We start from the raw sequence: 14,480 nt of genomic DNA, 5'->3' as shown, positions 1-14,480 counted from the left end.
GACTCACAGTGGCAAGATTAACTTTCAGTGTAAGGACTTTTCAGAAACTTATAATTGGCTCTTGAGTAATTATTTTTAGCCCCCATACACTTAGGATTAAAGCCACCTGGCTCGAGGAAGCATTTTTGATAAAACATGATTTAAATAAAACGCTAGCAGCGTTAACAGCTCAATTTCCTAACGCAATTAATGGGATTAAACGTGGTATCGAGCGAGAAGCTTTAAGGATCAAACCAAGTGGTCACATATCAAAGCTGGGGCATCCAAAAGGCGTGGGGAGTGCGCTAACTAATGAGCATATCACGACTGACTTTTCTGAATCTTTGCTAGAATTTATCACTCCAGTGAGTACATCAGCTGAGCAAACCCTAGCCCAGCTAAAAGACTTACAAAAGTTCACATTGTCACATATGAATGATGAACTTCTATGGCCGATTAGTATGCCATGTTTTATTGAGCATCAAGACGACATTGTATTGGCGCAGTTTGGTGATTCAAATATAGGGCGTATGAAAACACTTTATCGTGAAGGCCTTAAAAATCGTTATGGCAGTATGATGCAAGCGATTGCTGGTGTTCACTTTAATATTTCATTTCCTGAAACCTTATGGCAGAGCTTATATCAGCTAAATGAAAGTAAAGTAAGCTTGTCGGACTTTATATCACAAGGTTATTTAGGTCTGATCCGCAATTTTAAGCGTGAGCTTTGGCTTATCAGTTATTTGTTTGGTGCTTCACCGGCTTTGTGTAATTCGTTTCTACAAGGGCGTGAAACAGATTTACCCTTTAAAAAATTAGGTAAAGGCACGCTTTATTTAGAAGTCGGTACAGCACTACGTCTGGGAAATCTTGGCTACACAAATAGTGCACAATCGTCTTTGCGTGTTATGTATAACTCATTAGAAGAATATGTAGCTGGGTTAAAAGAAGCAATCCACCTATCTTCGGATTTGTATGGTCATCTTGATGATTATAAAAGTGCCGAACCAAAGCAGCTAAACAAAAACATACTGCAAATCGAAAACGAGTTTTACTCGCCAATTCGTCCTAAGCGTAATGCAGCTTCGGGTGAAACACCGACTGATGCGTTGTTACGTGGCGGTATAGAATATATAGAAGTACGTGCATTGGATGTTAATCCGTTTAGTGAAACTGGAATTGATCTACAGCAAATCCGCTTCTTAGATGTTTTCTTAACCTATTGCCTATTAAGCGAATCTCCAGAAATGGATTGGCAAGAGCAAAAATTAAGTACTGCAAATTTAGATGCGGTTGTTAATGATGGTCGTGATCCAGAGTTAATGTTAACAAAAGAAGGGCGGGCTACTAGCTTAACTGAGTGGGCGCATGCTATTTTTGATAAATTACACCCAGTAGCACAGTACATGGATAAAGCTTACGGTGTGAGCTATTACTCTGAAACTATAAAAGAAATGGTAACCTGGGTCGAGGATCCTAGTAAAACCTTTTCTGGTAGATATGTAGCAGCACTTGCAAATGAAAACCAGGATAATGGTCATTTCGCTTTAGCACTTGCACAGCAGTACAAGCAAAGTCACCTTGATGCAGATTACCAATTTTATGATCAAGCATTTTTGGCAGAGCAAGCTGCTGACTCGGTGCTTAAAGAGCGTGAAGTTAAAGCGGCAGACAGTGTATCTTTCACTGCATTTTTAGATGACTATTTTTCTAAAGCTTAGTATGTTGTAGGCATAAAAAAACGCAGCCTAGGGAGGCTGCGTCAAAGATTCTTCAGGGATGAAACAATGCTATACTGCTGCATTCATAAGTTCAGACTGACCTGACGAGAAAAAGTTCAGCGAGATCCATAAAAAAATGAAAAAAAGTATAATTATTTTATCGCTGGCCGCATCATTGGCTGGTTGTGCAACGGCTCCTCCTGAGCAACCTCATGATATTTGTAAAATTTTTGAAGAAAAACCCGATTGGTATTACGATGCCCGTGATGCACAAGAAAAATGGGGCTCGCCAAAACATGTACTGATGAGCATGATGTATCAAGAAAGTTCATTTCGTCATGATGCAGCGCCGCCAATGGAGTACTTCTTGTGGGTAATTCCAATCGGCCGTGCCAGCTCGGCATATGGCTACTCACAAGCAAAAACCCCAACATGGTCTGATTACATTCGCGAAACAGGTAATAGCGGTGCAGACAGAGATGATTTTGACGATGCAATCGATTTTATGGCTTGGTTCGTTTACAAAACCCATAAAGTAAATGGTATATCAAAGTGGGATGCCTATGCGCAGTACCTTAATTATCATGAAGGGTGGGGCGGCTATAAGCGAGGCACTTACAAAAGTAAGAAGTGGCTAATGAGTGTTGCAAATAAAGTTAAACATCGAGCAAGCCGCTATGGCGCTCAACTTAAAAAATGTGAAGCAGATTTAGATAAGAACTGGTTTGAGCGTTTATTTAGTTAATACATAAATAAAAAGCCCGCATCAATTAGCGGGCTTTTTTTCGTTATTTACCAGGAAACTGGTGAATATGAACATCCCTTTGCGGGAATGGGATAGTGATATCTGCAGCGTCGAAGGCAATTTTAACTCGCTCGTACAAGCCAAAATACACTGGCCAGTAGTTATCAGACTCCACCCATGCCCATACCAACATGCCAATATGGCTTTCACCGTGCTGACTAACATGAACCGATGGTTTTTTATCTTCTATATCTTTTAGTATTAAATCATAATCATCAAGTACGCTCATAAGCACATCACGTGCTTTATGAACATCATCTCCGTAACTAATACCAAATTCGATTGCAACACGGTGTAGAGGTTCTGCGAACTTATTCTTAACGCAGCCGTTTGATAGCGTGCCATTAGGGATAATGATTTTTTCATTGTCGTAGGTGAGTAAAACGGTGACAAAAATTTGTATTTCAACAACTTTCCCCATATAGCCTTGTGCTTCGATTACATCACCCACTTTAAAAGGTTTAAAGAATAAAATAAGCACGCCACCTGCAAAGTTAGCAAGGCTACCTTGCAGTGCCATGCCCACCGCAAGGCCAGCAGCACCTAGCATTGCAATAAATGACGTGGTTTCTATACCAATCATCGAAGCAACAGAGATCAGTAATAGTATTTTTAGAATGACTGAGATAAAAGAGACTAAAAAGTGCGTAAGGCCAACTTCGAACTTGACCTTATTCATTGATTTTTCAGCCATATTGGCAATACGACCAATTAGCCACCAACCTATGATTAGAACCAGAATTGCCAGAATAAACTTCGGCCCGTAAAGCATCAGTAATTCAATGGCTTGGTTATAGATTTTCTCGATTGATATTTCGTCCATTATTTTCCCTTTTATATCAATATATGCAAAAGAAAATAATAGTAGAGGAATTTGTGTTTGGTTGTGCGGGTTAGCTTTTAAAATGTGAATCTTCAGAGGTAATTAAGCTATAAGTAACAAAAAGGAGTAGTAAGCTACTCCTTTTGTTTAGGTTTAGTTAGCAGTCAGTCAGTGCGTTTACTTGGAATAACTTTAACTAACTTCACCATATTTTCTTTTATCTCAATAACTTCAATAGGGTAGCCGGCAATACGCAAGCTTAGGTTTGAGTCTGGGATGTCCTCTAAGTATTCAACAATTAAACCACTTAGCGTTTTCGGGCCATCAATCGGTAGCTCCCAACCCATTTCTTTATTTAAATCACGAATATTAGCACCGCCATCAACAAGTACTGAGCCATCATCTTGCTCTGTTACTTCTTCACTCGGTGTACGCGTTTGAGTTGTAGTGAAATCACCCACAACTTCTTCAAGAATATCTTCAAGTGTTACTAGACCTTGAATATCACCATACTCATCCACGACTAAGCCAATACGCTCTTTTGATTGCTGGAACTTAAGTAGTTGCGTGTTCAGTGATGTGCCTTCAGGGATAAAGTAAATTTCACGTACTGCACGCAGTAGTGATGGTTTATCAAACTGCTCTTTAGTTAGTAGGCGCAGTGCATCACGTGAGTGAATAAAGCCAACAGCATCATCAATTTGATCACGATACAACAAAACGCGAGTGTGTTGTGCATGAGTAAGTTGGCGGCTGATAAGCTTCCAGTCATCATTGATATCGATAGCAACAATTTCGTTGCGTGGGATCATGATATCTTCAACAGTGACTTGCTCTAAATCTAAAATTGAAGTCAGCATACTTTGGTGGCGAGCAGGTAATAGTGCACCTGATTCGTTCACCACAGTTTTTAATTCTTCTTTGCTTAAGCTGTGCTCTTCAATTTGTGCTGTGGTAATACCAAACAAGCGTAACATGCCGTTAGTCATCCAGTTTACGATAACCACAAACGGGAAAAGGATTTTCAAAAGGCCTTTAAGCACAATTGAGCTTGGAAAAGCAACCTTCTCTGGGTAGAGCGCAGCAAGTGTTTTTGGCGTTACTTCGGCAAAGATTAAAACAACCAGCGTTAGCGCGCCGGTTGCAATAGCGATACCGAGATCACCATACAAACGAATACCAATAATCGTTGCAACCTGTGCTGCAGCGATATTTACAAGGTTATTACCAATTAAGATCAGACCAATGAGTCTGTCAGGGCGACTTAATAGTTTGCTGACGCGCTTCGCTGCACGGTGATCTTCTTTAGCAAGATGACGCAGGCGAATACGGTTGATTGACATAATTCCAGTTTCAGAACCAGAAAAATAAGCAGAAATAAGTATCAATAATCCCAATATAATAAACAGGGTACTAGTCGATATGTCGTCCAAGGATGGATCCTTTTTTTATAAATCAGTGCATATTAAGCTAGAGACAGCTTGCTGAGTCAAGTTAAAACTTATTTAGAACCACTTCTTGGATGAAACGGCTGCCAAAATAAGCAAGTGACAAGATAAAAGCGGCTATCATGATCGAAAACACCACAGGCTTTCCACGCCAGCCTTGGCGTAAATGACCTACAGTGACCACGGTGAAAATGAGCCAAGCAATTAGTGATAAGACTGTTTTGTGGATAAACTCACTGGCAAACATTCCCTCTAAGAAGATAAACCCAGAAAGGAGAGCAAAAGTCAGTAAGATAGTACCCAGCGTGAGTAATTGATATAGCTGACGCTCAACCACCATTAAAGGAGGGAGGTGGCTGTGTACAATTGCCAAGTCTTTGCGTTTGAGGCGCTTATCAATAAAGTAGAACTGGACTGCATAAAGTGTTGAGATTATCAAAACACAATAGGCTAGCAGTGATAACGATATGTGAGTAACTAAACCAAGCTCGACATCGATTGATTGCAAAATCACATGATGCGGAATAAACAAGCTGGCAAGAGTCAGTAAGGCAGCAAAACCATAAACAACTGGCAACAATAAAGTCGCAGGGAATTTGAGAGACACAGCAGTCACCGATACCACAATGACCCAACAGGTTAATAAAGCAACGTTGACGATACTTAAATCTTGGCCGTCAGCACGAAAAACTGAATTAACCAGTAATAGCATATGAGCAAGGATAGCCACAGTGCTAAGAATGACTGTGAGTTTTTGGCTTGGACCTTGTTTGTGGAAAAGGCGTGATAGCACATGTGACGTTGCTAACACATAAAACAAACTAGCAATAATAGTTAAACTAATAATCATCGTGTTTTGGCCACTTAATTTATATCGATAAATCCTTGTCTCTTTGATGCCATTGTATTTTATAGCAAGGCAAAAGCATAGAGTTTGTAAAAAGAAACTCAAACTGCGCACTTGAACACTGTATTGTCGACCACCATTTACGGTATACTGCTAGGAATTAAATTTTAATATTGCCTGTATTGTCACCAAACTTGTTTGATTTATGTACATTGCAGGTGCAACACGTTTTATCGGAACCTTTACATGTTTGAGAATCTCCAAGAACGCTTAGGTAAAACCTTAAAAAATATCAGTGGCCGCGGACGCCTAACTGAAGACAATATAAAAGATACATTACGCGAAGTCCGCATGGCATTTTTGGAAGCGGACGTTGCATTACCTGTTGTTCGTGAATTCGTTAAGCAAGTTAAAGAACGCGCCGTAGGTGTTGAAGTAACAAAAAGCTTAAGTCCCGGCCAAGTCTTTATTAAGATTGTTCGTGAAGAACTTGAAAAAGCCATGGGTGAAGCTAACGAAGAGCTAAGCCTTAATGCACAGCCGCCAGCGGTAGTGATGATGGCGGGTTTACAAGGTGCTGGTAAAACGACCAGTGTTGGTAAACTAGCTAAATTTTTAAAAGAGCGTAAAAAGAAGTCTGTATTAGTTGTGAGTGCCGACGTTTATCGTCCGGCAGCAATCAAACAGCTTGAAACACTGGCTGATGAAGTGGGTGTTGAGTTCTTCCCAAGTGACATTTCACAAAAGCCGGTTGATATCGCAAACAACGCGATTTCTCACGCGAAGAAGAAATTCATTGATGTGGTATTAGTTGATACTGCAGGTCGTTTACACGTCGATAACGACATGATGGACGAGATCAAAGCACTTCACAGCGCGATTAACCCAATCGAAACCTTATTCGTTGTTGATGCGATGACAGGTCAAGATGCGGCAAACACCGCAAAAGCATTTGATGAGGCACTGCCTTTAAGTGGTGTGATCTTAACCAAGACCGATGGTGATGCCCGTGGTGGTGCTGCATTATCGATTCGTCATATTACCGGTAAGCCAATTAAGTTTATGGGTGTGGGTGAGCGCACTGATGCTCTTGAACCATTCCACCCTGACCGTATTGCTTCTCGTATCCTAGGTATGGGTGATGTACTTTCATTAATCGAAGAAGTCGAAATGAAAGTAGATAAAGAGAAAGCAGCTAAAGTTGCCGAAAAAGTATTTAAAGGTGATGGCTTCACATTAGATGACTTTGCTGAGCAACTTCGTCAGATGAAGAACATGGGCGGTATGATGTCGATGCTTGATAAGCTGCCAGGCATGCAAAACCTACCAGACGCTGTAAAAGGCCAGATGGGTGATAAAACTTTCGTACAAATGGAAGCCATCATCAACTCTATGACGCCAAAAGAGCGTGCCCGTCCTGAAATCATCAAAGGCTCGCGTAAAAAACGTATTGCGGCAGGTTCTGGTACTCAGGTGCAAGAAATCAATAAACTGCTTAAGCAATTTACGCAAATGCAGAAGATGATGAAGAAGATGAAAGGCAAAGGTGGCATGAAGAAAATGATGCGCGGCATGAAAGGCATGTTACCACCAGGGATGATGGGTGGTGGCCCTAAATTTTAATAGTACTGTCTATTAAATGTATAAAAAGGAGCATATAGCTCCTTTTTTTGTAGATAATTTATGCGTAGTTGTTAGCTGCATGTAAGATTTAAAGCCCAGATCAGTGTTTAATCAACTAAACTTACATTTTGCAGCAGTTCTTACTTGCAATGTTGCAAAAAACTCGTACAATTCCCCAGCTTCCCGTATTGGGGAGTAAATCTTATTAATGAAAACAGTCAATCTAATGTAGAGGACGGTATGGTAACTATTCGTTTGCAACGTGGTGGCGCTAAAAAACGCCCTTTCTATCAAATTGTGGTTGCGGATAGCCGTTTCTCGCGTGACGGTCGCTTCATCGAGAAAGTAGGTTTCTTTAACCCAATCGCTTCTGGTCAGGAAGAAAAAGTACGTTTAGATTTATCTCGTGTTGATCACTGGGTAGGTCAAGGCGCATCTCTTTCAGATCGCGTAGCTAAGTTAGTTAAAGACGCTCGTAAAGCGGCTTAATAGGCGTAAGAGTAACCATGAGTCAAGAGAACACCTCGTATATTACAGTAGGAAAGCTCGGTGCCCCGTATGGTATAAAGGGCTGGCTTAAGGTGCATTCATTTACTGATGATCCCGAAGGGATCTTCGATTTCAGCCCATGGTTGATAGGGCAACAAGGTAAATGGCAGACCTTAGAAGTGGTCGACTGGCGTCGCCACAACAAAGGCTTTATCGCTAAAGTTGCGCAAGTAAACGACCGAGACGAAGCAATGGCTTTAACCAATGCAGAAATCTCAGTAGATGCAGCGCAGCTACCAGAATTACCGCAAGGTGAATTCTATTGGCGAGATCTGATCGGCATGTCTGTTATAACTGATAAAGGTTATAACTTAGGCACTGTTGATGACCTAATGGAGACAGGGTCAAATGACGTTTTGGTTGTGAAAGCAAACAAAAAAGATGCATTTGGCCAAGCAGAGCGTTTAATTCCTTTCTTAACAGATTCTGTTATTAAAGAAGTTAAACATGATGCAAGAGAAATTACCGTAGACTGGGACCCAGGGTTTTAATGTCACAAACGAGTTCGCTATGGGTAGGGGTGATAAGCCTTTTCCCGGACATGTTTGATGCGATTACCACCCAAGGGGTAACAGGTCGCGCAGTTAAAAATGGTCTAATCGACTTTAACTGTTGGAACCCACGTGACTATGCCACTGATAAGCATAGAACTGTGGATGATCGTCCTTACGGGGGCGGTCCTGGCATGTTAATGATGGTTGAACCATTGAAACAAGCTATCCTTGACGCCAAAAAAGCGGCAGGTGATGGTGCAAAAGTAATTTATATGTCCCCGCAAGGGCGCAAATTAGATCAGCAAGGTGCAAGCGAGCTTGCACAATCAGAAAAGCTGATTTTAATTGCAGGTCGCTATGAAGGTATAGATGAGCGAATCATAGAATCATACGTTGACGAAGAATGGTCAATTGGTGATTTTATTTTAAGTGGTGGTGAGCTACCCGCGATGACGCTAATTGATGCAGTAGCACGATTAGTACCAGGGGTGTTAGGTCATAACCAGTCAGCTGAGCAGGATTCATTTTCGAATGGCTTGCTTGATTGTCCTCACTATACACGGCCAGAGACATTGGATGATAAACAGGTGCCTGCTGTATTACTCAGCGGAAACCACCAAGAAATCGCTAAGTGGCGCACAAAGCAATCACTTGGTAGAACTTGGCTTCGTCGTCCTGACTTGTTGCATAACCTAGCTCTGACTGAGGAGCAAGCGGCACTCCTTGCTGAATTTCAGCAAGAGTACCAACAAGCTTGTGGCTAGAAGACAGTTACACCTAGGAAAGTGAGAAATATAATGGCAAAAGTAAACCAAAATATTATTAAAGCGCTTGAAGAAGAGCAGCTTAAAACAGACGTACCAGCATTCGGCGCTGGTGATACAGTAGTTGTACAGGTACGTGTAAAAGAAGGTAACAAAGAGCGTCTACAGGCCTTTGAAGGTGTTGTAATCGCTAAGCGTAATCGTGGTCTTCACTCAGCATTCACAGTTCGTAAAATCTCGAGCGGTGAAGGTGTTGAGCGTGTATTCCAAACGCACAGCCCTCTTATCGATAGTATCTCAGTTAAACGTCGCGGTGCAGTTCGCCGTGCGAAACTTTACTATCTACGTGAGCGTTCTGGTAAATCTGCACGTATTAGAGAAAAACTTAACTAATACGCGCTGTTTTACAACGCAAAATAAAACGGGTTGCAGCCTTAGGTTGCAACCCGTTTTGGTTTTTATACCACAAAAATAATTTACCCCTCTGAGAGATACTCCCTTCTAACTTATCTACTTACTCCTATTTATCCCTTTATAAGCTATGCTACAAGAGCGTTGGGGCTTTGTGCTTTGGCTGTTATCCTGTTACTATAATTTGTATTAAAAGCTTTACTTTTTTGTATATAAATATTTACGTTTATAGGGTTTGAGGTGTAGTAACGTGGTAACAGTGAATGATCTAGCTGATTTAAGAGCAGGAATAGATGAATGTGATGCGCAATTGGTGGAATTACTGGCAAAGCGTAATGGGATTACAGAAAAAATAGGCGCAATTAAGCAACAAATCGGAGCACCATTACATGCCCCAGATCGCGAGGCTGAGTTACTTGCAGCTCGTCGTCAAGAAGCTGTCGCACAAGGGGTTAACCCTGAGTTAGTTGAAGATATATTGCGTCGTATGATGCGTGAAGCCTATCAAAACCAACAAGGTAGCCTTGCCTGTGTTGCACCCCAATTATCACCCATTGTAATTGTGGGTGGTGAAGGTGCCATGGGCCAGCTATTTGCTCAACAATTTACTCGTTCAGGTTATGAAGTGCGTATTTTAGATAAAGCACAGCAAGCACAAAGTGAGACGATATTAAAAGGGGCAAAATTGGTTCTTGTCAGTGTGCCAATTAATGCACTTGAGCAAGTTGTCGCTGCGCTACCGACACTTGATGATGACTGTTTGCTGGTTGATATTACCTCTGTTAAGCAAAAACCTTTAAAAGCACTTATGGCGGCTCATAGCGGCCCTGTAGTTGGCTTACACCCCATGTTTGGCCCAGATATTTCACATTGGGTAAAACAAACGGTGGTCGTGTGTGAAGGGCGAGATCATGAAGTGGCTAAAGGGTTAATGGCACAACTACAAGTTTGGGGCTGTCAAGTAGTTGAAATGGATGCTAAAAAACACGATGAAGCAATGCAGATCATTCAGGTTATGCGCCACTTAACAACCTTTGTATATGGCCAGTTTCTTGCCAAGCAAAGCCATACACTTGCAGAGCTTCGCAGCTGCTCATCACCCATTTATCAATTAGAGTTAATGATGGTAGGGCGCTTATTTGCCCAATCGCCAGAGCTTTACTCTGACATCATGTTAGCACAATTCGACGATGTAGAAGCACTGCTTGCCAACTACCAAGATACTTTTGCAGACACGCTAGAAAAGCTAAAAGCAGGGGATAAAGCATCATTGATTGCCGCATTTGCTGATGCAAAAGAATACTTCTCTGATGCAACTGCACATTTCTTAACGCAAAGTCGCAGCTTACTCAACAAAGCAAACGACGCGAAAGTGCTTGATTAAACAGCTAATCTAGCAAAAAAGAGCTCTATCAAAAAGCCCGCATCAAGCGGGCTTTTTAGTTTCAAATGTTTTGTTTTAAATAATCGTTTTAATGACCACCTAATGAGCCAGGTAACGCACCGCTATGGTGATTGATTAAGCCCCATTGATACAGCAAGTCAGTCATATCTGAAAGGCTGAATAAGGTCATGCTCAAGCCAACAATCGTCAACACTATGGTATAAGGTAGCGCCATGTATACCATGCGTCCATAAGATAGTCTTAACACAGGGGCTAATGTTGATGTAAGCAAGAATAAGAAGGCAGCTTGTCCATTAGGCGTAGCAACACTTGGTAAATTAGTACCTGTGTTAATTGCCACAGCTAATAGGTCAAATTGATCACGGGTAATTTGACCTGCCTGTAACGCAGCAGCCACTTCATTGATATACACAGTACCCACGAACACGTTATCGCTGACCATCGAAAGAATACCGTTGGCAATGAAGAACATCACCAGTTGCAGCTGACCTTCGAAAGTAAGTACCCATGCGATCACAGGTGTAAATAAATGCTGGTCGATAATAACTGCAACAATTGAGAAGAATACGCAAAGTAACGCTGTGAATGGTAGGGCTTCTTCAAATGCTTTACCTAATTGGTGCTCTTCAATAATACCGGCACTGGCCGTGGCAAAAATAATAACAGACAAACCAATTAAACCAACAGTGGCTAAGTGAAGGGCTAAACCTATGATCAACCAAACAGCAATGAAAGCTTGAATCGCTAGGTTTACTTTGTCGCGTGTAGTGCGTTTTTTCTCTAGCTTTTTAGCATGATCCGATAAAATCGTGTGGATGGGGGCAGGGAGTTTTGCGCCGTAACCAAAGGTTTTGGTTTTTTCGAGTAAGAAAGTAGTGGCAATACCTGCAATCATAACGGGTAAAGTAATAGGCAACATTCGGAAGAAAAATTCGCCAAATAACCAGCCTGCACGCTCTGCAATGATCAAGTTCTGTGGCTCGCCTACCATAGTACAAACACCGCCTAAGGCAGTACCTATGGATGCATGCATTAATAAATTACGAAGAAAAGCACGAAACTCTTCAAGCTCTTGACGATTGACTGGGCGAACTTGGTTATCGTCATTAATATCATGCTCACTGCTGGAGTCTTTGCCTGATGCTACCTTGTGGTAAATACTGTAAAAGCCCATCGCGACGGCAATAACAACGGCCATCACCGTTAACGCATCTAAGAAAGCAGATAAAAATGCGGCAGCTATCGTAAACGACAGAGATAATACGGTTTTACTTCGTACCGAAACAACCAGCTTTGTAAAGATATATAAAAGTAAGTCTTTCATAAAATAGATACCAGCAACCATAAAGATAAGTAACAGGATCACATCGATATTCTGTACTATCTCATGTTCAACTTGACCTGCTGTTGTCATGCCGATAAACAAGGCTTCAATTGCCAGTAAACCACCCGGTTGTAGCGGGTAACATTTAAGTGCCATGGCGAGTGTAAAAATAAACTCTAACACTAATACCCATCCTGCCAGATAAGGGTTAAGTTGAAATAACACCGGGTTGATTAGTAAAAACGCAATAATGGTGTATTTGTACCACTTTGGTGAAGTTCCTAAAAAATTTTTAAATAGAGCTGGTAAAACGCGCTGCTGCATGGCCATACCTATATCAGTGCTGGTTATTATTGTTAATAAATAGAAATTGATTATATCGATAGTATTGTTATTTGATGTACTTTTAATCCAAAAGGCCATTTATTTAACTAGATCTTATAGATTTTTATGTACTGCCGAGTTAGTTTACTTGTTAGTTGCTTATCATCTGGTACAATCAGTGAGTTGAACACCAAATGCGGTAAAAGTAGTTGCTAACTCAAGTGGAAAGTGAATGAGAATTTTTAAAGCGAAAAGCCCAGCAGGTTTTGCTGAAGAATACATTGTTGAATCTATTTGGAATGGTGACTTTCCGCCTGGCTCAATTCTTCCAGCTGAGCGTGAATTATCTGAGCTGATAGGTGTTACACGTACAACCTTACGTGAAGTACTTCAGCGTCTAGCCCGTGATGGCTGGCTAACGATTCAGCACGGTAAACCTACCCGTGTAAATAACTTCTGGGAAACCTCGGGCCTGAACATTTTAGAAACGCTAGCGCGACTAGATGAAGACAAAATGCCAGAGCTTACAGATCAATTACTTTCTGCACGCACAAATATCAGCGCAATTTATACCCGTGCGGCTATTAAGCTTGCTCCTGAGCGTGTAATTGAAATTTTATCGCAAAGTGAAAAGCTAGAAGACAGTGCGCAAGCATTTGCTGATTACGATTATAAAGTTCACCATGAATTAGCAGTTGCGGGTAATAACCGCATTTACGTTCTTATCCTAAATGGCTTTAAAGGTTTCTACTCAAAAATTGGCTGCCACTACTTCTCTGATTCTCGAACTCGTGAATTAGCGCGTCAATTTTATAAAGATTTAACAGAGCTGGCAGAGCGTCGTGAACACGACGGTGCGATTTCAATGATGCGTAAATATGGTCATCAAACAGGTGAAATCTGGCAGCAAATCCGTGGTGATATGCCAGAAGATATCATGGACTAAGCGTCTGTATTGATATTCATTTAAGAACCCAGCTAAAAGCTGGGTTTTTTGTTAGTTACTTTTAAGCACCGGGAGTACTTCAGCGCTTTCATCATCAAGCATTGCTAAAACACTATTAAAATCATGTTTGGGATGCCAGCCAAGTTGCTGCTGCGCTCTAGTTGAATCGTATACTCGGTCTAAACTCGTTGGTAATAGCCAGCCTCGCTCCTTAAATGCATCTGCTAATGCTGGGATTTTTTCAATAATGACTTTATCTGCTTGCTTATAAAGCGACTGGCAATCTTTTTTTGAATAAGGCGTAACGCCTGAAATAATAAAGCGATTAAAACCACTTAGTTTTTTCTCGATTGCACATAAATGAGCATTGGCAACATCGCGAGCGTCGATGCCACGGCTATTACGAAATAGCGCCATAATATCGGCAGGTTCAGGAAAACAGCGAGACATCTGTAATACTGTGATTGGTAATTTGTGCTTTACTGAAATAGCTTCAAGCTTGGCTTCAGCGGCAATTTTAGTTTTATGGTAAATGGATTTTGGCTTTGGAATAATATCCTCGTTTACCCAACCCGCTTGACCTAATGGCGTTGAAGCTGAACCATAGAGTGCTGTGGTGCTGGTAAAAATAAACTGTTTTACGCCTGCTTCTATACCTAACAGTGCCAGTTGTTCTGTCGCCTCCATATTTATAGTGTAAAAATCGTCGTCAGAGTGCAGGCCAACATGAGGGGCATGTAAAGCGGCTGTATGGATTATCACGTCGATGTCTTGAAGAGCTCTCTTAATTAAGTGTTGGTCACGAATATCACCCACAAAGTCAGCTGTAGAGCAGGGCGCTTTATCCATCCCAACGACATTATAATTGCTCATTAACTTGATATAAATTGCACGGCCAACCCGACCTGCTGAACCTGTGATCAAAACTTTCATTTTTCTACCTAGTTGCTTAGCTCGGCATATTTTATCAGATTTTAGCTGCTGATTTTGCAGCTCTGTGCGATTGTTTGCTTCAAG

Annotated in this window: 14 protein-coding genes; 9 read left to right on the top strand and 5 right to left on the bottom strand. The window is 41.3% G+C overall.

The window, feature by feature from the left end:
- Positions 1–125: 125 nt before the first annotated feature.
- Positions 126–1,700 (top strand): glutamate--cysteine ligase, encoded by a 1,575-nt coding sequence (gene gshA, locus AOG27_RS04240; RefSeq protein ID WP_054551742.1) that lies wholly within the window; start codon positions 126–128, stop codon positions 1,698–1,700.
- 136 nt (positions 1,701–1,836) lie between these two features.
- Positions 1,837–2,445, top strand: coding sequence for a hypothetical protein (locus AOG27_RS04235; protein ID WP_054551741.1), 609 nt, complete (start codon positions 1,837–1,839; stop codon positions 2,443–2,445).
- A 43-nt stretch (positions 2,446–2,488) separates the two neighbouring features.
- On the opposite strand, the gene AOG27_RS04230 is transcribed toward AOG27_RS04235, so the two are convergent.
- The 3 genes from AOG27_RS04230 to AOG27_RS04220 all read right to left on the bottom strand — a co-directional run bounded on the left by AOG27_RS04230 (position 2,489) and on the right by AOG27_RS04220 (position 5,626).
- A complete protein-coding gene (locus AOG27_RS04230) occupies positions 2,489–3,328 on the bottom strand; it encodes a mechanosensitive ion channel family protein (RefSeq protein ID WP_054551740.1) in 840 nt (279 codons plus the stop codon).
- A 164-nt stretch (positions 3,329–3,492) separates the two neighbouring features.
- Positions 3,493–4,761, bottom strand: a complete 1,269-nt coding sequence (locus AOG27_RS04225; protein WP_138601544.1) for an HlyC/CorC family transporter — start codon at positions 4,759–4,761, stop codon at positions 3,493–3,495.
- Positions 4,762–4,822: 61 nt separating this feature from the next.
- Complete coding sequence (locus tag AOG27_RS04220) at positions 4,823–5,626, bottom strand: cytochrome C assembly family protein (RefSeq protein WP_054551738.1); 804 nt, start codon at positions 5,624–5,626, stop codon at positions 4,823–4,825.
- Positions 5,627–5,869: 243 nt separating this feature from the next.
- Between AOG27_RS04220 and ffh the strand changes: the two genes are divergently transcribed.
- The 6 genes from ffh to tyrA all read left to right on the top strand — a co-directional run bounded on the left by ffh (position 5,870) and on the right by tyrA (position 10,848).
- The gene (ffh, locus tag AOG27_RS04215) at positions 5,870–7,246 is read left to right on the top strand and encodes a signal recognition particle protein (RefSeq protein ID WP_054551737.1); all 1,377 of its coding nucleotides are present in this window, start codon (positions 5,870–5,872) and stop codon (positions 7,244–7,246) included.
- A gap of 240 nt (positions 7,247–7,486) precedes the next feature.
- Positions 7,487–7,735, top strand: coding sequence for a 30S ribosomal protein S16 (gene rpsP / locus AOG27_RS04210; RefSeq protein WP_054551736.1), 249 nt, complete (start codon positions 7,487–7,489; stop codon positions 7,733–7,735).
- Positions 7,736–7,752: 17 nt separating this feature from the next.
- Positions 7,753–8,286 carry a ribosome maturation factor RimM gene (gene rimM, locus AOG27_RS04205; RefSeq protein WP_054551735.1) on the top strand — a complete coding sequence of 178 codons (534 nt, stop codon included), beginning with the start codon at positions 7,753–7,755 and terminating at the stop codon, positions 8,284–8,286.
- Positions 8,286–9,053, top strand: a complete 768-nt coding sequence (trmD, locus tag AOG27_RS04200) for a tRNA (guanosine(37)-N1)-methyltransferase TrmD (protein WP_054551734.1) — start codon at positions 8,286–8,288, stop codon at positions 9,051–9,053. Before rimM ends, trmD begins: the two co-directional genes overlap by 1 nt.
- Positions 9,054–9,086: 33 nt before the next feature.
- Entirely contained in the window at positions 9,087–9,446 is a 360-nt protein-coding gene (gene rplS / locus AOG27_RS04195) for a 50S ribosomal protein L19 (RefSeq protein ID WP_054551733.1), read from the top strand.
- A 268-nt stretch (positions 9,447–9,714) separates the two neighbouring features.
- Positions 9,715–10,848 carry a bifunctional chorismate mutase/prephenate dehydrogenase gene (tyrA, locus tag AOG27_RS04190; RefSeq protein ID WP_054551732.1) on the top strand — a complete coding sequence of 378 codons (1,134 nt, stop codon included), beginning with the start codon at positions 9,715–9,717 and terminating at the stop codon, positions 10,846–10,848.
- An 88-nt stretch (positions 10,849–10,936) separates the two neighbouring features.
- On the opposite strand, the gene nhaB is transcribed toward tyrA, so the two are convergent.
- A complete protein-coding gene (nhaB, locus tag AOG27_RS04185) occupies positions 10,937–12,517 on the bottom strand; it encodes a sodium/proton antiporter NhaB (RefSeq protein WP_054551954.1) in 1,581 nt (526 codons plus the stop codon).
- Between the two features lie 232 nt (positions 12,518–12,749).
- Between nhaB and fadR the strand changes: the two genes are divergently transcribed.
- Positions 12,750–13,463, top strand: coding sequence for a fatty acid metabolism transcriptional regulator FadR (gene fadR / locus AOG27_RS04180; RefSeq protein WP_054551731.1), 714 nt, complete (start codon positions 12,750–12,752; stop codon positions 13,461–13,463).
- Between the two features lie 51 nt (positions 13,464–13,514).
- On the opposite strand, the gene AOG27_RS04175 is transcribed toward fadR, so the two are convergent.
- Positions 13,515–14,396 carry an NAD-dependent epimerase/dehydratase family protein gene (locus AOG27_RS04175; protein ID WP_054551730.1) on the bottom strand — a complete coding sequence of 294 codons (882 nt, stop codon included), beginning with the start codon at positions 14,394–14,396 and terminating at the stop codon, positions 13,515–13,517.
- Positions 14,397–14,480: the final 84 nt, after the last annotated feature.

Origin of the sequence: Pseudoalteromonas lipolytica, assembly GCF_001306915.1 — a bacterium.
In the GTDB taxonomy this organism is placed as follows: Bacteria; Pseudomonadota; Gammaproteobacteria; order Enterobacterales; family Alteromonadaceae; genus Pseudoalteromonas; species Pseudoalteromonas simplex.
The sequence above is the reverse complement of the archived record's forward strand: the minus strand, read 5'-3'. Positions and strand labels throughout refer to the sequence as shown.